The organism is Cupriavidus taiwanensis (assembly GCF_900249755.1).
Classification (GTDB): domain Bacteria; phylum Pseudomonadota; class Gammaproteobacteria; order Burkholderiales; family Burkholderiaceae; genus Cupriavidus; species Cupriavidus taiwanensis_D.
Window position 1 is genome coordinate 640983 of the sequence record NZ_LT976854.1, and the last position, 22505, is coordinate 663487.

The 22505-nt window shown below is 69.3% G+C and carries 23 protein-coding genes; 7 read left to right on the forward strand and 16 right to left on the reverse strand.

The window, feature by feature from the left end:
* Positions 1 to 36: 36 nt before the first annotated feature.
* Positions 37 to 945 carry a LysR family transcriptional regulator gene (locus CBM2594_RS18735; RefSeq protein WP_116358317.1) on the reverse strand — a complete coding sequence of 303 codons (909 nt, stop codon included), beginning with the start codon at positions 943 to 945 and terminating at the stop codon, positions 37 to 39.
* Positions 946 to 1045: 100 nt separating this feature from the next.
* On the opposite strand from CBM2594_RS18735, the gene CBM2594_RS18740 reads away from it, so the two are divergent.
* Together CBM2594_RS18740 and CBM2594_RS18745 are read left to right on the forward strand one after the other, a co-directional pair.
* The gene (locus CBM2594_RS18740) at positions 1046 to 2224 is read left to right on the forward strand and encodes a CaiB/BaiF CoA transferase family protein (protein WP_116358318.1); all 1179 of its coding nucleotides are present in this window, start codon (positions 1046 to 1048) and stop codon (positions 2222 to 2224) included.
* The gene (locus CBM2594_RS18745) at positions 2217 to 3356 is read left to right on the forward strand and encodes an acyl-CoA dehydrogenase family protein (RefSeq protein WP_116358319.1); all 1140 of its coding nucleotides are present in this window, start codon (positions 2217 to 2219) and stop codon (positions 3354 to 3356) included. The genes CBM2594_RS18740 and CBM2594_RS18745 overlap by 8 nt, the downstream gene beginning before the upstream one ends.
* 28 nt (positions 3357 to 3384) lie before the next feature.
* On the opposite strand, the gene CBM2594_RS18750 is transcribed toward CBM2594_RS18745, so the two are convergent.
* The 9 genes from CBM2594_RS18750 to CBM2594_RS18790 form a co-directional block, all read right to left on the reverse strand.
* The gene (locus CBM2594_RS18750; RefSeq protein WP_116358320.1) at positions 3385 to 4146 is read right to left on the reverse strand and encodes a ProQ/FinO family protein; all 762 of its coding nucleotides are present in this window, start codon (positions 4144 to 4146) and stop codon (positions 3385 to 3387) included.
* Positions 4147 to 4245: 99 nt separating this feature from the next.
* A complete protein-coding gene (locus CBM2594_RS18755) occupies positions 4246 to 4581 on the reverse strand; it encodes a hypothetical protein (protein WP_116359679.1) in 336 nt (111 codons plus the stop codon).
* A 94-nt stretch (positions 4582 to 4675) separates the two neighbouring features.
* Entirely contained in the window at positions 4676 to 5551 is an 876-nt protein-coding gene (locus tag CBM2594_RS18760) for an ABC transporter permease subunit (protein ID WP_116358321.1), read from the reverse strand.
* A 10-nt stretch (positions 5552 to 5561) separates the two neighbouring features.
* Positions 5562 to 6338: a taurine ABC transporter ATP-binding protein gene (locus tag CBM2594_RS18765; RefSeq protein WP_116358322.1), complete on the reverse strand. Its 777-nt coding sequence runs from the start codon at positions 6336 to 6338 to the stop codon at positions 5562 to 5564.
* Between the two features lie 86 nt (positions 6339 to 6424).
* Positions 6425 to 7432 carry a taurine ABC transporter substrate-binding protein gene (gene tauA / locus CBM2594_RS18770; RefSeq protein WP_116358323.1) on the reverse strand — a complete coding sequence of 336 codons (1008 nt, stop codon included), beginning with the start codon at positions 7430 to 7432 and terminating at the stop codon, positions 6425 to 6427.
* A 226-nt stretch (positions 7433 to 7658) separates the two neighbouring features.
* Positions 7659 to 8639, reverse strand: a complete 981-nt coding sequence (locus tag CBM2594_RS18775; protein WP_116358324.1) for an ABC transporter substrate-binding protein — start codon at positions 8637 to 8639, stop codon at positions 7659 to 7661.
* Between the two features lie 122 nt (positions 8640 to 8761).
* A complete protein-coding gene (locus CBM2594_RS18780) occupies positions 8762 to 10168 on the reverse strand; it encodes a hypothetical protein (RefSeq protein ID WP_116358325.1) in 1407 nt (468 codons plus the stop codon).
* Between the two features lie 346 nt (positions 10169 to 10514).
* Entirely contained in the window at positions 10515 to 11084 is a 570-nt protein-coding gene (locus CBM2594_RS18785) for a hypothetical protein (protein WP_198048217.1), read from the reverse strand.
* Positions 11085 to 11225: 141 nt separating this feature from the next.
* Positions 11226 to 12413: an MFS transporter gene (locus CBM2594_RS18790; protein ID WP_116358327.1), complete on the reverse strand. Its 1188-nt coding sequence runs from the start codon at positions 12411 to 12413 to the stop codon at positions 11226 to 11228.
* A gap of 179 nt (positions 12414 to 12592) precedes the next feature.
* Here CBM2594_RS18790 and CBM2594_RS18795 point away from each other — a divergent pair, with 179 nt between their 5' ends.
* Complete coding sequence (locus CBM2594_RS18795; RefSeq protein ID WP_116358328.1) at positions 12593 to 13039, forward strand: winged helix-turn-helix transcriptional regulator; 447 nt, start codon at positions 12593 to 12595, stop codon at positions 13037 to 13039.
* Positions 13040 to 13057: 18 nt separating this feature from the next.
* Here CBM2594_RS18795 and uraH (CBM2594_RS18800) read toward each other — a convergent pair whose 3' ends face one another.
* Genes uraH (CBM2594_RS18800) through CBM2594_RS18810 form a run of 3 tightly spaced genes read right to left on the reverse strand, consistent with a single transcriptional unit; the run spans position 13058 to position 15284 of the window.
* Positions 13058 to 13393 (reverse strand): hydroxyisourate hydrolase, encoded by a 336-nt coding sequence (gene uraH, locus CBM2594_RS18800; protein ID WP_012355646.1) that lies wholly within the window; start codon positions 13391 to 13393, stop codon positions 13058 to 13060.
* Positions 13394 to 13423: 30 nt separating this feature from the next.
* On the reverse strand, positions 13424 to 13933 hold the full coding sequence (uraH, locus tag CBM2594_RS18805) for a hydroxyisourate hydrolase (RefSeq protein ID WP_116358329.1): 510 nt from the start codon (positions 13931 to 13933) through the stop codon (positions 13424 to 13426).
* A 1-nt stretch (position 13934) separates the two neighbouring features.
* A complete protein-coding gene (locus tag CBM2594_RS18810) occupies positions 13935 to 15284 on the reverse strand; it encodes an MFS transporter (protein WP_116358330.1) in 1350 nt (449 codons plus the stop codon).
* A 381-nt stretch (positions 15285 to 15665) separates the two neighbouring features.
* Between CBM2594_RS18810 and CBM2594_RS18815 the strand changes: the two genes are divergently transcribed.
* Both CBM2594_RS18815 and uraD read left to right on the forward strand, forming a co-directional pair.
* Positions 15666 to 16610, forward strand: a complete 945-nt coding sequence (locus CBM2594_RS18815) for a LysR family transcriptional regulator (protein WP_116358331.1) — start codon at positions 15666 to 15668, stop codon at positions 16608 to 16610.
* Positions 16611 to 16734: 124 nt separating this feature from the next.
* Positions 16735 to 17253, forward strand: a complete 519-nt coding sequence (gene uraD, locus CBM2594_RS18820; protein ID WP_116358332.1) for a 2-oxo-4-hydroxy-4-carboxy-5-ureidoimidazoline decarboxylase — start codon at positions 16735 to 16737, stop codon at positions 17251 to 17253.
* 51 nt (positions 17254 to 17304) lie between these two features.
* Here the strand turns inward: uraD and CBM2594_RS18825 are convergent, their stop codons facing one another.
* Both CBM2594_RS18825 and CBM2594_RS18830 read right to left on the reverse strand, forming a co-directional pair.
* Positions 17305 to 17970 (reverse strand): hypothetical protein, encoded by a 666-nt coding sequence (locus CBM2594_RS18825; RefSeq protein WP_116358333.1) that lies wholly within the window; start codon positions 17968 to 17970, stop codon positions 17305 to 17307.
* Positions 17967 to 19373, reverse strand: a complete 1407-nt coding sequence (locus tag CBM2594_RS18830; RefSeq protein WP_116358334.1) for a selenium-binding protein SBP56-related protein — start codon at positions 19371 to 19373, stop codon at positions 17967 to 17969. Before CBM2594_RS18830 ends, CBM2594_RS18825 begins: the two co-directional genes overlap by 4 nt.
* A 264-nt stretch (positions 19374 to 19637) precedes the next feature.
* Here CBM2594_RS18830 and CBM2594_RS18835 point away from each other — a divergent pair, with 264 nt between their 5' ends.
* Complete coding sequence (locus CBM2594_RS18835) at positions 19638 to 20042, forward strand: PaaI family thioesterase (RefSeq protein ID WP_116359680.1); 405 nt, start codon at positions 19638 to 19640, stop codon at positions 20040 to 20042.
* A gap of 11 nt (positions 20043 to 20053) precedes the next feature.
* Here CBM2594_RS18835 and CBM2594_RS18840 read toward each other — a convergent pair whose 3' ends face one another.
* The gene (locus CBM2594_RS18840) at positions 20054 to 20989 is read right to left on the reverse strand and encodes a LysR family transcriptional regulator (protein ID WP_116358335.1); all 936 of its coding nucleotides are present in this window, start codon (positions 20987 to 20989) and stop codon (positions 20054 to 20056) included.
* Between the two features lie 168 nt (positions 20990 to 21157).
* Between CBM2594_RS18840 and CBM2594_RS18845 the strand changes: the two genes are divergently transcribed.
* Positions 21158 to 22477: an MFS transporter gene (locus tag CBM2594_RS18845; RefSeq protein ID WP_116358336.1), complete on the forward strand. Its 1320-nt coding sequence runs from the start codon at positions 21158 to 21160 to the stop codon at positions 22475 to 22477.
* Positions 22478 to 22505: the final 28 nt, after the last annotated feature.

The following is a 22505-nucleotide window of genomic DNA, read 5'->3' on the forward strand; positions in this document are numbered from 1 at the left end:
GCCACGCTACCACAGCCGCGGCGGCGATAACGGGGCTCAGCTGGCGCGTGCTGCGGTGGCCTGCGCCACGGCGTCGCGCACGCATTCTGCCAGAAGCTCCGAGGCGCGCGACCGCGTTGCGCGCGCCGCGCGGGCGATCACCAGCGGCTGGCGCACGGTGTCTTCCCGGATCGGTTTTTCCACCACGGCCGTAACCTGCGACGACGCGGGCGCCTGCGTGATCAGCAGCGCCACGCCCAGGCCATTGGCCACCATGCCGCGCGCCAGCTCCAGCGAGGTGGCGCGGTAGCGTACCTCGGGCTGCAGCCCGTATTGCCAGAACGGCGCCATCAGGAATTCGCGGCTGTGCGGCAGGTCGATCAGGATCAGCGGCTCCTGCGCCAGTTCGTGCAGCGACACGCTGCCCCGGCGCCGCGCCAGCCGCGAGCCGGCGGGCACCAGCCCGTAGGGCCGCAGCTCGGCCAGCCGTTCGCGCTCGAGGTCGTCGGGCATGCCGACGTCGTAGCTCAGCGCCAGTTCGATCTGCCCGCCGTGCAGCCAGTCTTCCAGCTGGGCCAGGTCACCCTCGACAAAACGCACCGCCAGGTTCGGATAGCGCTCGCGCGCGATCCGCAGCACTACCGGCAGATAGACCGGCGCCAGCGTGCGGAACACGCCGATCTGCACTTCGCCGGCGGCGCCGTCGCCGCTTTTGTCGATTTCAAACGCCGTGGCCGCACCGAGGATCTGGCGCGCTTCGGCCAGCTTGCGCACGCCGAAGCGGGTCAGGGTCATGCGCGCGCCCGCGTCGCGGGCGAACAGGGCTTCCTCGAACAGCGTCTCCAACTCGCGGATGGCGACGGAGATCGACGGCTGCGACACGTTCAGCAGCCGGGCCGCCGCCGTGGTGCTGCCGGTTTCCGCCGTCGCGGCGAAGTAGCGCAACAGCCGCAGCGAGACACGCATCAGGAAATCCTATAGGTGCTAGTCGAATTGCATATTTTACTTGATAGCTTGCGCTGCGCAGAATCGAACCACCGAAACGCAAGCCATCGAGGAGCACGCCTTGGACCCTTCCTGCCATTCCGACCTGCCGCTGGCCGGCATTCGCGTCATCGACTTCTCGCGCGTGCTGGCGGGCCCGTATTGCACGGCACTGCTGGGCGACCTGGGCGCCGAGGTGATCAAGATCGAGCCGCCGGGCGGCGACGACTACCGCGCGGTCGGGCCCTTCGTCGACGGCAGCAGCGGGCTGTTCGCGGCGATGAACCGCAACAAGCAGAGCATCGTGATCGACCTGAAGACGGCGGCGGGGCTGGAGCTGGCGCGCGCGCTGTGCGAGCGCGCCGACGTGGTGGTGGAGAATTTCCGCCCGGGCGTGGCGGACAAGCTCGGCATCGGCTACGCGGCGCTGCGCGCGCTGAATCCGGCGCTGGTCTACGCGAGCGTGTCGGGCTTCGGCCAGACCGGGCCGGAATCGCACCGGCCGGCCTACGACATCATCCTGCAGGCGATGTGCGGGCTGATGGACGCCACCGGCGCGCCGGACGGCGCGCCGACCATGCTGGGCGAGGCGGTGTCCGATGCGGTCAGCGGCCTCTTTGCGTCATGGGGCGTGCTGGCCGCGCTGCTGGCGCGCGAGAAAAACGGGCGCGGCACGCATGTCGATGTCTCGATGTTCGACGCCACGCTGAGCCTGAGCGCCACGCTGGTGGCACGCTACGCCGCCACCGGGCTGGCGCCGCAACGGGTCGGCAACCGCCATCCCTCGTCCGCGCCGTTCGGCGTGTACCGCGCCGCGGACGGCTTCTACGTGGTGGCCGTGCTCAACAACAGGCTGTTCCACACGCTGGCCGAGGCCATCGGCCGTCCGGAAATGGCGCACGACCCGCGCTTTGCCGATGATGCATCGCGCTGCCGCTTCGAGCCCGCGCTGCGCGCCGGGCTGGAAGCGTGGTCGTCGGGCCGCTCCGTGGCCGAGGTGACCCGCCTGCTGGGCGCGGCGGGCATTCCGGTGGCGCCGATCCGCAACGTCAAGCAGGCGCTGGAAAGCGAGCATGCCGTCCATCGCGGCCTGCTGACCGAAGTGGCCGGGCCGGATGGCGGCACCGTGCGGCTGCCGTCGCAGCCGGTGAAGTTCTCCGGCTATGGCCCCAACCGCGTCACGCCCGCGCCGGCGCTTGGGCAGCACACCGAGGCCATCCTGGCCGCGCATGAATTCAGCAAGGAGCAACAGCATGCTTAAACGACTCGGCGTCGAGCCGGCCGACCTGGAAATTGCCGATGCCATCGGCCGCTTCGCGCAAAGCGAACTCGCGCCAAAGGCTGCCGAAGTGGATCGCGCGGAAACCGCTACCACGCGCTATGTGCCGCAACTGGCCGAACTCGGCCTGATGGGGATGAACCTGCCGGAGCGCTGGGGCGGCACGGAAACGTCGCCGGTGGCGCTGATCCTGTCTCTTGTGGAGATCGCCAAGGCCTGCGCCTCGACGTCATCGATGCTGGGCGCGCACTACCTCGCCACCGATTCCATCCTGATCGGCGGCGACGACAACCAGCGTGCGCGCTACCTGCCCGACGCGGCGGCCGGCACGCGGCTGGGCGCGTTCGCGCTGACCGAACCGCGCGCCGGCTCCAACCCGGCCGACATGGCCACGCGCGCCACGCCGGAAGGCGACGGCTACCGGCTGCGCGGGGTCAAGCACTTTATCTCCAACGCCGGGGCGGCGGACTTTATCGTGGTCTATGCCAAGACCGACCCGGCCGCGGGCACGCGCGGCATCAGCGCCTTCGTGGTGGACCGGCACAGCGACGGCGTGCAGGTGGCGCCGCCCGAGAAACTGATGGGCATCCACGGCGCGCCGGCGCATGAGGTGGCGATCGACTGCTTCGTGCCCGCGGCCAACCGGCTGGGACCAGAGGGCACCGGTTTCCGCACCGCGATGAAGGTGCTGGACAACAGCCGGCTCGACGTCGCCGCCACCAGCCTGGGCATTGCCGAGGCGGCGCTGGCGTGCGCGGTGGACTGGGCCCGGCAGCGCCAGGTGGGCGGCGAGCCGCTGGCGCGCAAGCAGGGCCTGCAATGGATGTTCGCGGACATGCGCACGCGGCTGGAGGCGGCCTGGCTGCTGACGCTGCAGGCCGCGGCGCGGCGCCGCGACGGCGAGCCCTTTACCGAGCAGGCGTCGATGGCCAAGCTGTATGCGTCGGAGATGGTGGGGTTCGTCACCGATGCCGCGCTGCAGATCCACGGCGGCTACGGCTTTACGCGCGACCTGCCGCTGGAGCGGCTGGTGCGCGATGCGCGCATCCTGCGCATCTACGAGGGCTCGTCGGAAATCCAGCGGACGGTGATCGCGCGCGCGGTGCTGGGGTAGGCGCCGCCGGACGGCCGGCGGCGGGGGATCATGGCGTTTGCGGCGTGGCCGGCGCTTCCGGCGTGGCCGGCGTTTCCGGCGTTTCCGGTGTTTCCGGCGTGGCGGTGGCCTGGGCCTCGGCGGGCGCCTCGGCTGGCTCCGCAGCCGGTGCCGCAGCTGCGGCAGTTGCGCCATTTGCGGCCGGCGCTGCGGCCTTGGCCTTGCGTACCGCGCCGGCGCGGCGCGCCTTCAGTTGCTGCGCGCGCTTGGCGTCCGCCTGCGTGACCACGCCGGCCTCGTTGCCGTCCAGGTCCAGCCGCTTGGCGCCTTCGACCATGCACGACCAGTAGCGCGCGCCGCTGCACCAGGTGCGGATCGCCTCGCGCAGCTCGGCCTCGTCCAGGCCAAGCTTTGCCGAATGCTGGGTCAGGTCTTCGAAGGTGCCGACCTTCAGCGGCACCTTGGGCGCTGGGTTCTTGGGGAAGGCCTTGGGGAAGTGCTTCTGCAGCCGGGCAATGGCATGCACCACCGGATCGACCGGCTTGCCGGGCGCGGCAGCAGGCGCCGGACGGCGGCCCCTGGCGCCCGCGGGCGCGTCGGCACCCGCCGCGGTACGCTCGCCGTCGCGGGGGCGGTGCGGCTTGCCCCTGGACGTGCCCTTGGACGCGTCGCCGGTTGCGCCGCCGGCCGCGCCGCTGGTCGCGCCGCTGGTCGCGCCTTTGCGCGGGCCCTTGCGTTCGTCCTTCTGTTTTTCGGCGGCCGCCTTCTTGGCGAGTTGGTCCCTGAGTGCTGCCAGTTGTTCGAAGCCCATGATGTCTGCCGTTGTGTGAACCGGGATTGTATCAAGGCCGGGCGGCCAGCATGTCTGGCGGCCTCGGCCGGCATCGGGCGCGGGCGGAGGATGCGGCGCCTATGGCCTGGAGCGGGTCTGCGGCGCCGAGGCCCGCCATTCCCGGAACACGGCATCGAGGCAGGCGGCCGTGTCGCAACGATCCCGCTTGTTCCGGAATGCGGCGATGTCCGCGTCGGTGATGGCGCCCGCGCTGAGCAGCCGTTGCTGGTCGGCGTAAATGCGCTGGTAGCCCATGGAAAACAGCGCGGATTCGCAGATCAGCCGCTGCGCCGGGGTGGCGGCGGCCGGCCTGGCGGACGGGTCGCAGTCGATATCGGTGGCCCGGGCGGTGCCCAGGCTGAGCAGGCCGGCGGCGGCCACGCAAAGGAGGGCGAGGGGAGGACAGCGGTTCATGACGGGGTTGCAGGGGGGCCGGATCCGCTCCGGCGAAAGCCCCGCCATGGTACAGCGCAACCGGCCCCGGGGCATGGCACCGGGGCCGCCGGCATCACATCCGTCCCTTCCAGGGCACCAGCCACTTGGCCAGCTTGCGCATCAGCAGGTCGAACACATAGGCGATCAGCCCGATCAGCACGATGCCCATGATCACCACGTCGGTACGCAGGAAGTTGGAGGCGTTGAGCACCATCTGGCCCAGCCCGGCGGTAGCCGCCACCATCTCCGCGGCGACCAGCGTGGTCCAGCCGAAGCCGATGGCAATGCGCATGCCGGTCAGGATATCGGGCAGCGCCGCCGGGATCACCACATGGCGCACCACCTGCCAGGGGCTCGCGCCCATCGAATACGCCGCGTTGATCTGCTCGATCGTGACCGAGCGCACCCCGGCCTGCGCCGACATCGCCAGCGGCGCGAAGCAGGCCAGGAAGATCAGCAGCACCTTCGAGGTTTCGTCGATGCCGAACCAGATCACGATCAGCGGCAGGTAGGCCAGCGGCGGCAGCGGCCGGTAGAACTCGATCGGCGGATCGAAGATGCCGCGGGCGATGCGGGATACGCCCATCATCACGCCGATCGGCACCGCGGTCGCCACCGCCAGCGCGAACGCGCCGAACACGCGCAGCATGCTCGCCGCGAAATGCTCGGTCAGCGGCTGGCCGCCCTGCAGGTTGCCCTGCCAGGCATCGATAAAGGCGGTGAAGATCGACTCGGGCGTGGGCAGGAACAGCGGCGGCAGCCAGCGCAGGTGGCTGGCCAGCCACCACAGCGCCAGCAGCAGCACCACGGTGATGGTGGAAATGCGCGAGCTCGACCCTTCGCCCGGCAGGCGGTAGCCCGACACGGTCTTCATGGGGCGGCTGGCCGCGGCCGCGGGCGCCGCGGCGGCTTGCGGCGGCGGCTCGATGCGTTGGACGGTAGCGGACATCTGGTTCTCCTCAGGCGGTGGCATGGATCAGGTCGACGATCTCTTCGCGGTAGCGGATGAACTCCGGGTCGGCCTTGACCGCGCGCGCGTCGCCGCATTCGATGAAGCGGCGCGCGAACGGCAGTTCATAGGTGTGCGCGATGCGTCCGGGCGAAGGCGTCATCACGATCAGCCGCGTGGCCAGGAACAGCGCCTCTTCCACGCTGTGCGTGATGAAGAAGACGATCTTCTGCTCGCGCGCCCACAGCTTCAGGATCAGCGCCTGGATCGACTCGCGCGTGAGCGCGTCGAGCGCGCCCAGCGGTTCGTCCATCAGCATCACCGCCGGATCGCAGGCGAGCGCGCGGGCAATGCCCACGCGCTGCTGCATGCCGCCCGAGAGCTGGTAGACCGGCTTGGCGGCGACGCTTTCCAGCCCGACCGCGGCCAGCTTTTCATGGGCAATGCGCAGCCGCTCGGCGCGGGATACGCCGCGCAGGCGCAGGCCCAGCGCCACGTTGTCCTCGACGCTGAGCCACGGCATCAGCGCGTGCTTCTGGAACACCACGCCGCGTTCGGCACCGGGGCCGTGCACGGGCTTGCCGCTGAGCCGGATTTCGCCCTCCGACGGCTCCATGAAGCCCGCGATGCACGACAGCAGGGTGGTCTTGCCGCAGCCCGAGGCACCCAGCGCGACCACGAAATCGCCGCGCTCCATGGTGAGATTGACCTGCGACAGGGCCAGCGTTTTTGCGCCGCCCGCGGTGCCGTAGTTGACGCTGACATTATCGATTTCGAGTTGGTACATGAGGGGGCTCCCGGAACAGGACTTGTGCGGGGCCGCCGCGCTGCAAGGGAGCGCGCGGCGGCCGGCTTCGGTAGCGCGGCGCGTGGTCAGCGCAAGGCCCGTTTGGCCCATTCCGCGTTGACGCCCGGGCCGTAGTCCGGCAGCACGGTCTGGATGGTGCCTTGTTCCTTCAGGAACTGCGCCGCCGACTGCAGCGCGCGCGCCGCGCCGCCGCCGAGCCAGCGCTCGGATACCTGCTCCTGCAGCGTGGGGAAGCTGTACAGCGCCATGCTGGCCGGCACGGTCTCGGGCTTGGCGCCGGAGACCTTGGCCACGGCCTTCACCATCGGCGAATCCGCGGACCACGCCGCCTTGTTCTTGCGGTAGTTGTCATCCGCCGCGGCCAGCACGCGCACCAGCTTGACCATGAATTCCGGGTTCTCGCGCGCGAACTTCTTGTTGGCGATCATGCCGTCGAAGGTGGCCTTGCCGGTGTCGGCGGCGATCTGCCCGGAGGTGGTCAGCACCGTGCCGGACTGCTTGAGCTTGGCCAGCACCGGATCCCAGATAAAGGTGGCGTCGATGTCGCCGCGCTCCCATGCGGCAGCGACTTCGGGCGGGCGCATGTTGACGATGCGCACGTCCTTCGGATTGATCTTCGCGCGCTCCAGGGCGACCAGCGTGTGGTAGTGCGTGGTCGATACGAACGGCACGCCGATGCGCTTGCCCTTCAGGTCGGCGATGCTGGCGATCTTGCTGCCGTTGCGCGCGACCATCGCCTCGGCCGCGTTGATGTCGTCGAGGATCCAGAACAGCTCGACATCCAGTCCCTGCGACAGCGCCGACGCGATCGGCGAGGTGCCGGCCTCGCCGATGGCGATCTGCCCCGACGCCATGGCGCGGATCACGTCGCCGCCGCCGCCGAACTGCCGGAACGAGACCGTATAGCCGGTCTGCTTTTCCAGCTCCTTCATGTCCTGCGCGTAGCGCCAGGGCACCACCATGTCCTGGTAAGCAATCACTACATTCTTGCTTTGGGCATGTACGGACTGCGCGGCCGGCGCCAGCGCCGCCGCCAGGGCGATATACGTCGCGATCTGCTTGAACCACCGCATGGTTGTGCTCCTCGGATGAGAAATGGGTTTGGGGGTCACGGCTTTATAGGTGAGCCCGATTCCGCGCCTATAGGACCAGTTGCCCGGATTCGCTGGGGCCAGAACCGGCCGCGCGCGCGCAGGCCGCGCCGGGCCGCGGGGAGCGGTGGCGCGGGGCTGCGTCAATCATGGAATTCCTGTACCGGCCGCGGCGCGGGCCGGGGTCTTGCCAGAGGCGCTCAGGGGCTCAGGCGCTCAGGGAGAACCCCGAGTCGAAGGTCTGCCGCACATCGAGCCGCTGCCTGAGCAGGCCGGCTTTCAGGTAGAAGTCCGCGGTGCGCTGCTGCTCGGCGATCAGCGCCGCGTCGATGCTGCGCCACTGCGTGCGGCGCCGCTCGAACTGCAGCCGCGCCGCCTGCGGCGAGATGCCGATGATGCGCGCGAGCGTTGCCGAGAACTCCGGCACATGCTGGTAGGACCACTGCTGCGCGCGCACCACGCGGTGCAGGAAGTCCTGCAGCACCGGGCGCCTGGCCGCCAGCGCCGCCTCGGTCGCGGCCAGGTAGCTCAGGCCCGACCACAGCCCGCGGCCGCTGACCAGCACGCGCGCATGCTGGCTGGTTTCCGCCATCGCGGTATAGGGTTCCCACGTGGCCCACGCATCGATCGAGCCGCTGCTCAGCGCCAGCTTGGCATCCGCGGGCGGCAGGAAGCGCAGGTCGGCGTCATCCGGCTTCAGTCCGGCGGATTCCAGCGCCTTGAGCGCGATCAGGTGCCCGATCGAGCCGCGGTTGGTGCCGATGCGCTTGCCTTTCAGGTCGGCCGCCTGCCGCAGTGGCGAGTCGGGCCGCACCAGCACGGCCGTGCCGTAGGGGTCCGAGCGGTTCGCACCGATCAGCCGGATGCGCGTGCCGGCGGCCAGCGCGAAGATGGCCGGCGCATCGCCGATCGGGCCGCTGTCGACCGCGCCCGCGTTCAGCGCCTCGGCCAGCGGTGCCGCGGCGGGAAACTCGGTCCACTGGATGTCGTAGTCCAGGCCCTCGAGCGCGTTGGCGGATTCGAGCAGCGCGCGCAGGCCGCCTTTCTGGTCGCCGGCCTTCAGCAGCGGGCGTCCCTGCGCGTGCGCCGGGCCGGCGCCGAAGGTGTTGAAAGTCAGGACGGGGACGGCGGCAAGCGCGGCCGTGGCGGCAGCGCCGTGGCGCAGGAACTGGCGTCGGGAAGCGGTCATCGGGTTCTGTGGCGATGGATATCGGAACCCCTGAACGTACGCGCGCCGCGGCCGCGCACCAACGAATAAATCCGCGCTTCGATATGCGTGGCACGCGGCGGCCCCTGGCCGCCATGGTGCGCTCAGTCGGGTCCGGTGGACTCCGCGGGATCCCGCTGCGAACGGATGTCTTCCGGGCTGAGCAGGATATAGCCCAGCGACTTGAGCAGCTGCACCGCTTCCAGTTCGGCGTCGAGATACACCGGGCGCTCCGGGCGCGCGCGCTGTGTTGCCGGCGGCCACGCGGCGCTGCCTTGCGCGGCCAGTGGCACCGCCGGCGCCGTGCCCTGCAGCCAGCGCGCGCTCAGGATGCGGCAGTGCTCGAGGTTGGGTTTCCACGTCACGTCGACGGCCGCATTGAACCTGCCGCTGCAAAGACGCAGCCGCTTCAGCGCCTTGAGCCAGCCGACAAAGGCCTCCGGCTGGTCCGGCGGGTAGCCGCGCAGCAGGGTCTCGAGGTGTTCCTGCGCGGCGCCGCCGTCGGGCGCCGGGTCGTCGTCGAGCAAGGCAATTTCAAGCGCCACGTGCTTGCGGCCGTCGTGGTCGTAGATGGTGCATTCGCTATCGAGCACGCCTTCGCCCAGCAGCTCGCACAACAGCGCCCAGGCCCTGGGGTTCTTGTCGAGCCGGCCTTCCAGCGTGGGGTCGATGCGGGCGAGCAGCTCCGGCACGGTGCGCGCCTCGCCGGACTGGACCGCCGCGGCAAACGCCATCGCGTTGGCGCCAGGCTTGTCGCCGTGTGCCAGCCGTTGCAGCGAGGCGTCCTTGAGTTCGCGGATTTCGGCGGCGGTATCGACCGCATGCATCCACGCATAGTCTTCCAGGCTGGCGCAAAGCTTGCGCGCGGCCCGGGCCAGCTGTCCGGCCAGCGACTGGACAAAGCTGGTGCAAAGCGCGCAGCGGCATTCGAGCCGGCCGGCGTGCAGGAAGCCGGCATACAACCGCTCCTGGTGGCCGCAATGCGCGCATTCGAGCGAAAAGCCCCCCTGGCGCACGGGCCGCTGCGATGCCAGCAGGCCATCGACCTGGTACTGCGCCCGGCCGCCGCAGCACGGGCACAGCCATTGCAGCTTGTGCGCGCCATCGCGCGGGGCGACGGCGCGCTCGAACTGGCGTGCGATGGCGCTGCGCGGGATGCCCTGGGCGCGTCCGACCACATCGGCGCAATAGCTCCAGTAGCAGTACGAGCAGGCCAGCGCGGCCTGTTCCGCCGACAGTTGCTGCAGGGCCGGCAGCACGGCGGCGCTGCGGCGGATCTCGGGCGCGAGCGCGTCGATCCGCTCCGCCCCGCCCGGCATTCCTGCCTCGAGGGCGGCGCGGCTCTGCTCCACGAAATCGGGCACGTAGACCCGGCGGATGAAGTCTTCGTTCTCCAGCCAGAACAGGTGGCCCGGCAGCGCTTCCAGCGCCTCGATGCCGTCCCTGACTTCCGTCATGCCGGCGCAGGCGAGAAACGTGAACGGCTTGCTGAACAGGAATTGGTCTGTCATGTTGTCGTCAACGGCGCATGCCGCCCACGAGCCCCGACGTGCTCGTGTGCGATCGACTCACCCCGTGACCAGGCCAAAATAACGCGAGGAAGGCGCCAGCCTTGCGGCGCGCTCCCTGCATGGGGGACTTGCCCCTTCTTGTTGTTCAGTGCGTGCGAATGTGCGAATGCTGCGCGGATTTTTCCGTCGCATTGGAAAGCATAGGCGACACGGCGGCTTCCTTACAGGGGAATCGAGAGTGCCTTGCGCCACCCCTTGCCCTGCGCACGCCGGGCGCGCAGTGATGATCTCGGCGCCCGCAAGGCCCCTGGCGCCGGCCTGCGGAGCCCGAGTCGCCGGCACGCCGCTACAGCGGCGCAGGCTGGGGCGGTGCCGCGGTGGCCGCCGCGGCGGGCTTCTTGCCGCCGCCGCTGTACGAGAAGTACTTCGCCTTGGCGCCCCTGGCCCAGTAAGCCACGGTGAAGTGCTTGCTGTCGCGCCCGTAGAGCAGCTCCAGGCTGCCATTGGCGGCGCTCCATTCGGCATAGCCGTTCTCGGCCGCGCCTTCGGTCTTGCGCAAGGCGGCATAGCGCGCGTCCAGCTTGCCGCGCACCTCGTCCAGCGCGGTGCGCTCGAAGGTCATGGTGACCAGCGCCACGGCATCCTGGCCATCGCAGTTCAGCACCACGCGCGACAGGCCGGGCAGGTGGAAGCGCTCCAGGTGCTTCAACTCGACCGTATCGCCGCCGGCCCATTCGGAGGCGCCGGTCCTGGCGTGGTTCTGCGGCGGCGACAGGCGCGAGCACCTGGCCTTGCCCAGTTCGAGTCCCAACGGCGCCGCGGTGTTACCGGCAGGCTCGGGCTGGGCCGCGGGGGGTGCGGCGTGGACGGAAACGGAGGCCAGCAATGCGGCGCAGAGCAAGGGGAACTGCTTCATGTTGAGGCGGGAAAGGACTTTCACGGCATGGGATCGGGTTGGATGCGAGATTCTAAGCCCTTCTTGCCCGGATTTTCCCGCGCTTTCGTGCAGTTTTCGTGCAGCTTTCGCGCAGTGTTCGCCTGAACGGGTGAGGCCGCGCTAGGGCGTGGCGTGCGCCGGCATCAAGCGCCGCGTGCCGGCCCAGAACCCCAGCGCCAGCAGGCTCACCGCTGCGCCCAGCACGCAAACGCCGCGCCAGCCGGCCGCGTCATAGGTGGCCGTAGTGGCGATCGCGCCCAGGCCGCTGCCGGTCGCATAGAACAGCATGTAGGCGCCGACCAGCCGGCTGTGCGCGCTGGCGTCGGCGCGGAAGATCATGCTCTGGTTGGTGACGTGGATGGCCTGTCCGCCCAGGTCGAGCAGCACGATGCCGAGCGCCAGCGGCCACAGCGAGATTTCCAGCCAGGACAGCGGCAGCCAGGCAACCACCAGCAGCACCAGCGCGGCGAGCGTGGTGCGCTGGCCGAAACCCTGGTCCGCCCAGCGACCCGCGCGCGCCGCGGCCAGCGCGCCGGCCGCGCCGACCAGCCCGAAGGCGCCGATGGCCGTGTGCGACAACTGGTAGGGCGGCGCGCTCAGCGGCAGCACCAGCGCGCTCCAGAAGATATTGAACGCGGCGAACATCAGCAGCGCGATCACGCCCCGGATCTGCAACACGCGGTCGCGGCGCAGCAGCGCGAACATCGACAACACCAGGCTGGCATAGCGCATGCGTTGCGCGGGGCCGGATACCACCGGCAGCGAGCGCCACAGCAGCAAGGCCAGCACCAGCATGGCCGCCGCCGCGCAGACATAGACGCTGCGCCATCCGGCCAGGTCGCTGACGCCGCCGGCCACCACGCGCGCCAGCAGCAAGCCGGCAAACACGCCGCCCTGCGCGGTGCCGACCACGTGGCCCCGTTCCTGCGGCGGCGCCGCGGCGGCCGCATAGGCGATCAGGCCCTGCGTCATCGCGGTGCCGAGCAGGCCGGTCAGCAGCATCCCGACCAGCAGCATCGTGACCGACGGCGCCAGAGCCACTGCCGCCAGCGCGCCGGCCAGCGCCAGCACCTGCGCCAGCATCAGGCGGCGGCGCGGCAGCAGGTCGCCGAGCGGCACCAGCAACAGCAGCGCCAGCGCGCAACCGGCCTGGGTCGCGGTGACCACGCCGCCGATGGCCGCGGCGCCGATGTGGAAATCGGCCATCAGCGCATCCAGCAGCGGCTGCGCGTAATAGACGTTGGCCACGCTCAGCCCGCTGGCGCACGCGAACAGCAGCACCGCGGCGCGCGGCAGGGTGGCAGGCATGGCTGCGGGGCAGGGTAGCGGCGATGCCGCGTCCGGCGAGGAGGAACAGGCGTCCATGGGCTGGCTTCCTAACTCGTTGCAAAAGTAGTTGCAAAATAAAACCAGTTGAAGCGTAAGCATACTAGTTTTAAAATGCAACCACTTTGACAGCAGGGCGATATGCCCAAGGCAAACCAGACATGGCCACCCGCAAGGACCCCGGCGAAGACACCTGCCCCGTGGCGCGCGCGGTTGCGCTGGTCGGCGACCGCTGGACGCTGATGATCGTGCGCGATGCCTTCGACGGCATGCACCGCTTCAGCGACTTCCAGCGCAGCCTGGCGGTGGCGCGCAATATCCTGTCCGACAGGCTGCGCCGGCTGGTGGACGCCGGCATCCTGGCGACGCGGCCGGCATCGGACGGCTGCGCCTACCAGGAATATGTGCTGACGGAAATGGGTGAGAGCCTGTTCCCCATCGTGCTGGCGTTGCGCCAGTGGGGCGAGCACCACCTGTTCGCGCGCGGCGAGCGCCGCTCGCAACTGGTGGATAAGCGCACCGGCAAGCCGGTGCCGCCGATGGTGCCGCGAGCAAGCGACGGCAAGGTGCTGGCGCCGGCGCAGGCGGAGGTGCGCAAGCCGCGCTAGGCGCCCGCGCGCGGGGCCTCAGCTGCCCCGGTACGTGCCGAAGCTCCACGGCGAACACAGCAGCGGCACATGGTAGTGCTGCGCGGCATCCGCGATGGTAAAGCGCACCGGCACGATGTCGGCGAACACGTCGGGCGTGCGGAAGTAGTCCGCGACCCAGAAGCGCAGCTCGAACTCGCCGGTGCGCGCCTGCGCCGGCGGCAGCATCGGCGCGTCGGTGCGGCCGTCGTGGTTGGTGCGGGTGCGCGCCAGCAGCCGGGGCGGCTGCACCGCGACGTCGAACAGTTCGACCTGCATGCCGGCCACCGGCCGGCCCAGCGATACGTCGAGCACATGCGTGCTGATACCTGCCATGATGCGATGTCTCCGGGTGGGGCCGCGCGCTCAGCTGCCGCGGTAGTAGCTGTAGCTCCACGGCCCGAACAGCACGGGCAGGTGGATGCGCTGGCCGGCGTCGGTCACGCGCACGCGCAGCGGGATCTTCGACAGGAACGACGGTTGCGGCAGGCTGGCCTGGCGCGCGGCGAAGTATTCGTCGGCGTGCAGGATCAGTTCATAGGTGCCGGTGCGGTAGCTGTCGCCGATCAGCAGCGGCGGTTCGCTGCGGCCGTTGGCGGCCAGCGTCACGGTCTGCAGCGGCGTGCGCCGGCCATTGTCGATGCGGAACATCTCCACGCGCATGCCGGCCGCGGGGGTGCCGTGGTAGGTGTCCAGCGCATGCAGCGTCAGGCGCGGGCCCAGGCCGCCCTGCTGCACCGGCGCCGCGGTCTGGTCGGGGGCCGGCGCGTCCGGCGTGGCGCCCCAGCTGGCGCCGGCCAGCAGCGCGCCGCCGCCCAGCGTCATCGATTGCAGCGCGAAGCGCCGGCGCGCGGGATCGAAGCTGTGGTCGTCCATCTCAGGCTCCTTGATGTGCAGGCTTGGCGCGCAGCTGGCGGATGCCCACCAGCACCAGCACCGCGGCCAGCACTTCGATCACTGCCACCAGGTAAAGCCCGGAGGCCAGCTTGCCGGTGCTGTTCTTGACCAGCCCCATCACGTACGGGGCGCCGAAGCCGGCCAGGTTGGCCACCGAGTTGATCAGCGCCACCCCTATCGCGGCGGCGCTGCCGGCCAGGTAGCGGTTGGGCAATTGCCAGAACACCGGAATCGCGCTCATGGTGCCGACCAGCGCGGCGGTCATGGCCAGCAGCGCGATCACCGGCGACAGCACCTGCGCGCCCAGCAGCACGGCCAGCACGGCCATGGCGCCGCCGCCGACCAGCGCTGCGCCGCTGAAGTGCCAGCGCACTTCATTGCGGCGGTCGGAATGCGCGCCGTTGAGGATCATGCCGGCGGCGCCGCACAGGTAGGCCACCGCGGCGATCCAGCCCACCGCCATCGGCGTGGTGAAGCCCACGTCCTTGATGATGGTCGGGATCCAGAAGGTCAGCGTCGAGTTGGCGCACAGCAGGCAGAAGAAGATCGCGATCAGCAGCCACACCTTGCGGTTGGTGAAGAGCGTGCGCCAGTCGTGGCCGCGCTCGCCCAGCGTGGCGTTGTCGCGCCGCAGGGCGTCGTGCACCACGCGCTTTTCGGCGTCGGAGAGCCAGCGCGCCTGCTCGGGCTTGTCGGTCATGTAGAACCAGGCAAAGATGCCGGCCAGCACCGACGGGATCCCCTCCAGGATAAACAGCCACTGCCAGCCGTGCATGCCGTTGACGCCGGCCATGCCGGTCATGATCCAGCCGGCCAGCGGGCCGCCCAGCACGCCGGCGATGGCCGACGCCGACATGAAGGTGCCGAAGGCGCGCGCGCGGCGCTGCGACGGGTACCAGTAGGTCAGGTACAGGATCACGCCGGGGTAGAAGCCGGCCTCGAACGCACCCAGCAGGAAGCGCAGGATGTAGAACTGCGTGGGCGTGGTGACGAAGCTCTGCAGCATGCAGATCACGCCCCAGCAGATGGTGATGCGCATGATCGTCTTCTTGGCGCCGATCTTCTGCAGCAGCATGTTCGACGGCACCTCGAAGAAGAAGTAGCCCAGGAAGAAAATGCCCGCGCCCAGCCCGTACACGGCTTCGCTGAAGCGCAGCGCATCGAGCATCTGCAGCTTGGCGAAGCCGATGTTGACGCGGTCCAGCCAGGCCAGCACCCACAGCACCCCGAGGAAGGGCAGCAGGCGCCAGGTAACCTTGCGGTAGACGCTGTCCTCGGCGTCTTCGGCGGTGCCGGCGAATACCGGAACGCCTTGTTTCGTGATCGACATGATGTCTCCTGTCTTGTGGTGTTCTGCCAGGTCTAGCTTGGCGGCGGGTGCATGCGGTCCGCCGGGTTGGGAGCAAGTATATGAATGGCCCGCCGCTGCGAAACGAGGGGGCTGGTATAGGGCCCATAGCAGCGTCGATATGGGCCGCAATCCCTTGCCGGGCGCGGGTTTCCGGGCATCGGCGGCGGCTCCGCGCGGACCTATGGATTACCCTGATCGGCACGCCGCGCGGGGCGAGTGGGGGCGCCGGTGCGGGTTCCACCGGTTGCCGTGCGGTGCGCGACACGCTACAAAGTCGCCATGGCCCGGCGCGCCGGCGCCGCCCGGAGCGGCGGCCGCCGCACCCCGCCATGCCTTCCCGATTCCCGCCACTGACCCGACATGATTCGCGCCGACGACCCGTTCGATACCTACCTGCTGCGCGTGCTGTGCATCCTGATTGCCGAGCAGAGCGTGTCGCGCACCGCGATCCGCCTGAACCAGTCGCAGCCGGCCATCAGCGCCGCGCTCAAGCGGCTGCGCGCGATTTTCAACGACCCGCTGCTGACGCGCGAGAAGAACGTGATGGTGCCGACCGAGCGCGCGCTGCAACTGGCGCGCAACGCCCAGGCCGCGCTCAGCGCGCTGGACAACCTGCTGGTCTCCGACGACCGCTTCGATCCCGCCACCACCGAGCAGAGCTTCGTGGTGGCGATGCCGGACTACCTGGCGCCGCCGTTCTTTGCCCATGTGGTGCGCGCCGTGCGCCGCGCCGCGCCGCATGCGCGGCTGTCGGCGCTGCCGCTGGGGGCCAGCTTCGACTATGAACAGGCGCTGTCGGCGGGCGCGGTCGATATCGTGATCGGCAACTGGCCCAACCCGCCCGAGCACCTGCATTTGTCCGTGCTGCTGGAAGACGAGGTGGTGTGCGTGGTGGCGCAGGACAGCGTGCACGCGCAGCCCGGCAAGTTCACCGCGCAGGCCTACCTGGGCGCATCGCATATCGTGCCGACGCCGTACTCGCGCGACCAGCGCGGGCTGGTCGATGCCGGCCTGAGTACCATGCGCGTGCACCGCGACAACCGGGTCAGCTGCCCGTACTTCAACCTCGCGCCCAGCCTGATCCCCGGCACCGACCTGATCCTGACCACGGCGCGCCACTTCGCCAACTACCATGCGCAGCATGTGCCGCTGGCGGTGCTGGAGCCGCCGATCGAGTTCCCCTTCATGCGCTTCTACCAGCTGTGGCATCCGTCGCGCCACCGCTCGGCCGCGCATGTGTGGCTGCGCGGCATGCTGAGCGCGGCCTCGCAGGAACTGCGCGAGCTGCGCGATATGCGCCGCTAGCGGTATCAGTTTCTGTTATGCGATCTATAGGGCGCGGGCTCTCGCCGCTGCGGCGGGGCGTTCCTATACTCGGCCCCGTATCCAACGATCCGCGTTGCGCGGGATCCCTACGGGAGCAGCCTCCATGCCTCAACCCTTCGACCTGGCGACGGTCAACGCGCTCGACCAGGCCGCTTTTGCCGACGCCCTCGGCAGCGTCTTCGAACACTTTCCGCAGGCCGCGGCAGGCGCCTGGGCGCAGCGCCCGTTCGCCTCGGCCGCGGCGCTGCATGACGCGATGATGGACGTGGTGCGCAAGCTCGATGCGCCGCGCCAGCGCGATTTCCTCAACCTGCACCCGCAGCTGTCGGCGCGCAATATCCGCGCGGGGACCATGACGGCGGATTCGAATGCCGAGCAGAAGAGCGCGGGCCTGGATGCGATGTCGGTGCAGCAGGAAGCCGCCCTGGACCAGCTCAACGCCGACTACCAGGCGCGCCACGGCTTCCCGTTCATCATCTGCGTGCGCCACTACACCCGCGAAGGCATCTTTGCCGCGTTCGAGCGCCGCATCGGCCGCAGCACGCCGCAGGAACTGGACGAGGCGCTGGCCCAGATCGCGGCCATCACGCGCGGGCGGCTGGCGGCGCGGCTGGCAGGCTGAGCGCTGACGGATAAGCGCTGACGGATAAGCGCTGACGGATAACCGCGGAGCCTAGCCAGAGACTTCAAGGGCCAGCGCCAGCACGCCCACCAGGATCAGGCTGAGGGCCCAGACCGCCTCCAGGTTGAACCAGCTGCGCGACACGAACTGCAGCCCCAGGTAGCGGTAGACCAGCCACGCCATGCCGCCGCCCGCGGCAAGCATCGCCATGGTATGGAGCAGGGCGACGACCAGCGCCATGCCCAGGTTGGCGCTGGCCAGCGTGGCGGCGGCCTGGTGCCCCGGCTCGGTGTCGGCGCGGCACAGGCCAAGATAGATCGGCACCAGCATCAGCCCGGCGCCATGCGCGATTGCTACCGCGAACGACCACAGCGCGAGGCGCGAGGGCGCGATGCGCACCAGCGCGCGCGGATGGCCGCGCCTGAGCAGCAGCGCGATACCGCATCCCACCAGCAGCACGCTGGCACCGATGCGGATCTGCGCCTGCCATGCGACCAGCGCGGCCAGCATGCCGAATGGCAGCGTCACCGCGAGCACCGCCAGCGCATGCCCGGCGGCCAGATACCCCAGCGCGGCCACCAGCGCGCCGCTGCTGCGCGCCAGCAGCCCGTTCGATACCGCCAGCGGCCAGCCCATCGCCGGATTGACGCCGTGATAGAGCCCGCTGGCCAGCACCGCCGACCACAGGCCGAACTGTTCCCACGCATGTCCGGTCAAGCGCTGGCCGACGGATAGCAGAACGAATCGGTCGAGCAGTCGCCGCCTTCCAGCCGGATCTGGTGCGCGCGGTAGCCGTCGGCAAACTCGACCCAGTAATCGTCGGCCAGCGTCAGGCCGCCGTCCGCGCCCGCCCGCGCCATGACCTGCGCGCCGGGAATCCCGTCGGGGTAGAACTGCTGGTCCCAGGTGGAATACAGCGAGTTGGTCCAGTAGACGCGCTGGCCGTCGCGGCTGATCTCGACCATCTGCGGCCCGCCGGCGAAGGGCTTGCCGTTGGGGTGCGGGGTGCGGCGGACTATGCCGCCGAGATGGACCGAGCCCGCCAGCCGGGGCTTGCGTGGATCGGTGACGTCGTACTGGCGCATTTCGCCCGTGCCCCAGCACGACACGTAGAGGAACCTGTCGTCCAGGGACAGATCGATGTCGGTCACCAGCGGCGGCACCGCGCCGAAGCCTTGCAGCAGCGGCGGCAGCTGGCTGGCGTCGGCGCCTTCCGGCGGGATCGTCGCGGTTTTCTCGGCGTGGAACTTGCCGTCCTCGCGCCACCAGGTCCAGATCGACCCCTCCAGGCTGGTGGTGTCGACCACCACGCCGACGAAGCCGTACTCGCGCACCGGATCATGCGCGGGCCGGACTTCCAGCGCCATCTGGTGGTTCGCGCCCAGGTCGATGGTCTGCACGTTGCGCCGTGCGCGCAGGTCCCAGAAATGCAGCTTGTGCCCGTAGCGGTTGCCGAGCAGGTCTTCGGGCACCAGCCCGTTCTCGAACTGCGGCGGCAGCGCCCATTCGCTGGACACCATGTAGTCGCGCGGCAGGTTCCACCAGAAGTCATAGTGCTTCTGCTGCTCGCCGCGGTCGATTTCCCAGCGGCCCAGCACCTCGAAGGTTTCGCAATCCATGATGAAGATGCCGGGCGTGCCGCCCGTCCCATCCGGCCCGCTGCCGCCCAGCGTGCTGACATAGATGCCTTCCGGGCCGCAATGCACGGTATGCGGCCGCGAATAGCCGGTCTTGCGGAAGATCTCCTCCGGCTCGACGATCTTGTGGATGCGCGCCTGGGTCGGATGCGGCCTGGTGTCGACGATATACAGCCGCGACGAGCGCATCCCGGGAATGATCAGGTAGCGCCGCTCCAGGAAGGCATGGCCGGTCAGCGGCGACAGCGCCGAAGAGCACGCGTTCCAGCCGAAGTGATGGAGTTCGTCGCCCTTGTGCGTCATCGGCACCGTATGCACCACCTGGCTGTAGGTGGGCGATCCGGGCTTGACGTCGATCACCGCCAGCGCGTCGGGCTGCGCGCCGCCGGGACTGAGCAGCACCGTATAGGCGAAGGATTCCGCTGGCGCGTGGATCGCAAGCTCCGGCGAGGCGTGAAACGTCGGATCTGGCCGCATGTTCATGGTGAGCCCCTCCTGGTCCTGGCGGACCTTGCGACATCGCCGGTACGTCACTTGGCGCATGGCCGAGTGCGCGGTAAGCCTACCTAGACTAGGTCGTTACGAATTCCGAGTCAAAGCCGCGCTTGCCTGTCGCGGCAGCAGTGCCGGCGGGGATTCATGCAGGCGGAAGGTCCGGTTTGCGAAATACAGATTGTCGGAAACACGCAGATCGCGCAGAAAGGAGGCTTGATCAAGCAAAGGAAAAACCAGGCGATGGACGCGGCAATGGCAGCAGGCAAGGGCGAGGCATACGACCTCGACAATCCGGCACTGGAAAGCATCGGGGTCAGGATCACCCACTGGCGCGACGACTACGTCGAACTGGAACTGCCGCTCGCGCCCAATATGCTGAACCGCAGCCGCGTCGTGCATGGCGGCACCATCTGCACCTTGCTCGATGCCGCCACCGGCTATGCCGGCCTCTACGCGGCGCCGGGCGAGACCCCGCGGCACGCGGTCACGCTGTCGCTGACGTCGAACTTCCTCAGCAACGGCACCGGAAAATTGCTGACGGCGAAAGGGATGGTCGACCGCCGCGGGCGTTCGATCTTCTTTTCGCGCGCCGAGGTGTGGCTCGATGGCGAGCTGCTGGTGGCCACTGGTGTTGCCACGATGAAGTACCTGAAGTAGCGGCCTGCGGCCTACCGCTTGCGGTGGCGCGCGCGTGCGGTCGCGAACATCGACATGTCGCGCAGGATGCAGTCCAGCAGCGTGTTGGCCGCCACGCCCATGGGCCGGCCGGCCTTGACCAGCAGGCGCGCCTTGGCGGCTTCGAACAGCGGATGGGCGATCGCCAATGTCACCAGTTCGCCGGACTGCAATTCCCGGTAGGCCGCAAAGCCACCGATCAACGTGATGCCGTCATGGCGCTTCACGAAGTGGCGCAGCACCGCCAGCGAGTTGGTGGTCAGCGTCGGGCGGATCTGGATGTTCTCCGCATAGGCCAGCATCTGCACCACCTGGCCCAGGCCGAACGCCGGCGGCATCATCGCCAGCGGATAGTCCGCCAGTTCGTGGACGTCGACCTTGCCGCCCCGGCGCGCCAGCGGATGCCCGGCATGCACCAGCAGCACCACCGGCTGCGATGACGTCGCCACCCAGGCGATGTCGGCATGGCCGGGCGGGTTGTAGGCCAGGCCGATATGGGCGCGGCTCTCCGCCACTTCCTGCAGCACGTTGTTCACCGGCAGGATGTCGACGGTGACGTCGAGCCTGGGATAGCGCGCGCAGAAGTCGGTCAGCACTTCATCCATCAGGCCGTCGACATAGCCCTCGCTGGTGGCGATGCGCACCTGGCCGTGCTGCAGCCCGCGCAGGGCCTGCAGGCGGTCTTCGAACAGCTCCTGCTGGGCGCGGCAGCCTCGCCAGTACTCCAGCAGGTGCGCCGCGGCCTCGGTCGGCTGCACGCCGCGCGCATGGCGGTCGAACAGCGGCGCGCCGACTTCTTCTTCCAGCAGGCGGATCTGGCGCGTGATCACCGACGGCGAGGTGTTGATGCTGTCGGCTGCGCCGCGGATCGAGCCGTGGGTCAGCACCTCGTGGAAGTAGCGCAGCCTGCGCTGGTTCAGTTCCCGCATGTCGGATCTCGTGGTCTGGGGTGGAAGGCGTCGGCGTGCCGTTTGTTGCCAGCAGGGCAACGATAGCCGACTTAAGTTGCTCTTGCTCTGTTTTTTCAGATGCCAGACGATCGATGCCTGCCACCGACAGACATCGCGTCCACAGAGCCGACCACGGGAGAGATCGACATGTCCGCAACCCTGCCCCCACGCACCATCACGGAAACCGGCAGCGCCGCACAGCAGGCGCTGTACCGCAAGCTGAACTGGCGCCTGTTGCCGTTCCTGCTGCTGTGCTACACCTTTGCCTACCTGGACCGCGTCAATATCGGCTTCGCCAAGCTGCAGATGCAGAGCGACCTGGGCTTTTCCGATGCGGTATACGGGCTGGGCGCCGGCATCTTCTTCTTCGGCTACGTGCTGTTCGAGATCCCGAGCAACCTGCTGCTGCCCCGCATCGGTGCGCGCAAGACCATCAGCCGCATCCTGGTGCTGTGGGGCCTGACCTCGGCGGGCATGATGTTCGTGCGTGACGAAACCACGTTCTACGTGCTGCGCTTCCTGCTCGGGGTGTTCGAGGCCGGCTTTGCCCCTGGCATGATCTTCTACCTGACCTACTGGTACGGGCAGCGGCGCATGGCCCGGGTGATGGCGGTGGTGATGCTGGCCGGTCCCATCGGCGGCATCTTCGGCTCGCCGCTGTCGACCTGGCTGATGACGGCGCTGTCGGGCGCGCACGGCCTGGCGGGGTGGCAATGGATGTTCCTGGTCGAAGGGCTGCCATGCGTGCTGCTGGGCGTGCTGGCGCTGCGCGTGCTCGCCGACCGGCCGGCCGAGGCCCGCTGGCTCAGCGACGCGGAGAAGCGCCTGCTCGCCGCCGAGCTGCACGCGCCGGCGGGCGGGCATCAGTCGTTCGGCCAGGTGGCGCGCGATCCGCGCGTGTACCTGCTGGCCTTTGCCTACTTCACCATGATCTGCGGCATCTACGCGGTGAGCTTCTGGCTGCCGTCCATCCTGAAGGCGGACGGCGTCACCGACACCATGCAGATCGGGCTGTATTCGATGATTCCCTATATTGCCGCGGCGATCGCCATGGTCGTGATCGGCCGCAGTTCCGACCGCCGCGGCGAGCGCCGCTGGCATAGCGCGGTGCCCGCCTTTGCCGGCGCGGTGGCGCTGGCCGTGGCCACGCTGTACAGCGGCAACCTGCCGGTGTCGCTGCTGTGCATGACCATCGCCACGGCGATGATGTGGGCCGCCTATACCGTGTTCTGGGCGATTCCGTCGCAATACCTGAAGGGCGATGCCGCCGCCGGCGGCATTGCGCTGATCAACACCATCGGCCTGATCGGCGGCTTCCTCAGCCCCACCATCATCGGCGCGGTGCGCACCGCCACCGGCAGCATGCAGGCCGGCCTGCTGGTGATGGTGGCGCTGCTGGTGGCCGGCGCGGCGGTGCTGGTGGCCAACCGGATGCCGTCGCCGCAGGGCGCGGTGTCGCCGGCCTGAGGCCGGTCATTCCATTCACGGAGAAAAC

Excerpts from the sequence above, each read along its gene's own strand:
- CBM2594_RS18830 (WP_116358334.1), bottom strand. The coding sequence starts at position 19,373 with ATGAACATGCGGCCAGATCCGACGTTTCACGCCTCGCCGGAGCTTGCG.
- CBM2594_RS18795 (WP_116358328.1), top strand. The coding sequence starts at position 12,593 with ATGGCCACCCGCAAGGACCCCGGCGAAGACACCTGCCCCGTGGCGCGC.
- CBM2594_RS18780 (WP_116358325.1), bottom strand. The coding sequence starts at position 10,168 with ATGACAGACCAATTCCTGTTCAGCAAGCCGTTCACGTTTCTCGCCTGC.
- CBM2594_RS18750 (WP_116358320.1), bottom strand. The coding sequence starts at position 4,146 with ATGGGCTTCGAACAACTGGCAGCACTCAGGGACCAACTCGCCAAGAAG.
- CBM2594_RS18735 (WP_116358317.1), bottom strand. The coding sequence starts at position 945 with ATGCGTGTCTCGCTGCGGCTGTTGCGCTACTTCGCCGCGACGGCGGAA.
- uraD (WP_116358332.1), top strand. The coding sequence starts at position 16,735 with ATGCCTCAACCCTTCGACCTGGCGACGGTCAACGCGCTCGACCAGGCC.
- CBM2594_RS18785 (WP_198048217.1), bottom strand. The coding sequence starts at position 11,084 with ATGAAGCAGTTCCCCTTGCTCTGCGCCGCATTGCTGGCCTCCGTTTCC.
- CBM2594_RS18845 (WP_116358336.1), top strand. The coding sequence starts at position 21,158 with ATGTCCGCAACCCTGCCCCCACGCACCATCACGGAAACCGGCAGCGCC.
- CBM2594_RS18745 (WP_116358319.1), top strand. The coding sequence starts at position 2,217 with ATGCTTAAACGACTCGGCGTCGAGCCGGCCGACCTGGAAATTGCCGAT.
- CBM2594_RS18815 (WP_116358331.1), top strand. The coding sequence starts at position 15,666 with ATGATTCGCGCCGACGACCCGTTCGATACCTACCTGCTGCGCGTGCTG.
- tauA (WP_116358323.1), bottom strand. The coding sequence starts at position 7,432 with ATGCGGTGGTTCAAGCAGATCGCGACGTATATCGCCCTGGCGGCGGCG.
- CBM2594_RS18835 (WP_116359680.1), top strand. The coding sequence starts at position 19,638 with ATGGCAGCAGGCAAGGGCGAGGCATACGACCTCGACAATCCGGCACTG.
- CBM2594_RS18790 (WP_116358327.1), bottom strand. The coding sequence starts at position 12,413 with ATGCCTGCCACCCTGCCGCGCGCCGCGGTGCTGCTGTTCGCGTGCGCC.
- CBM2594_RS18840 (WP_116358335.1), bottom strand. The coding sequence starts at position 20,989 with ATGCGGGAACTGAACCAGCGCAGGCTGCGCTACTTCCACGAGGTGCTG.
- uraH (WP_012355646.1), bottom strand. The coding sequence starts at position 13,393 with ATGGCAGGTATCAGCACGCATGTGCTCGACGTATCGCTGGGCCGGCCG.
- CBM2594_RS18775 (WP_116358324.1), bottom strand. The coding sequence starts at position 8,639 with ATGACCGCTTCCCGACGCCAGTTCCTGCGCCACGGCGCTGCCGCCACG.
- CBM2594_RS18755 (WP_116359679.1), bottom strand. The coding sequence starts at position 4,581 with ATGAACCGCTGTCCTCCCCTCGCCCTCCTTTGCGTGGCCGCCGCCGGC.
- CBM2594_RS18765 (WP_116358322.1), bottom strand. The coding sequence starts at position 6,338 with ATGTACCAACTCGAAATCGATAATGTCAGCGTCAACTACGGCACCGCG.
- CBM2594_RS18760 (WP_116358321.1), bottom strand. The coding sequence starts at position 5,551 with ATGTCCGCTACCGTCCAACGCATCGAGCCGCCGCCGCAAGCCGCCGCG.
- uraH (WP_116358329.1), bottom strand. The coding sequence starts at position 13,933 with ATGGACGACCACAGCTTCGATCCCGCGCGCCGGCGCTTCGCGCTGCAA.
- CBM2594_RS18810 (WP_116358330.1), bottom strand. The coding sequence starts at position 15,284 with ATGTCGATCACGAAACAAGGCGTTCCGGTATTCGCCGGCACCGCCGAA.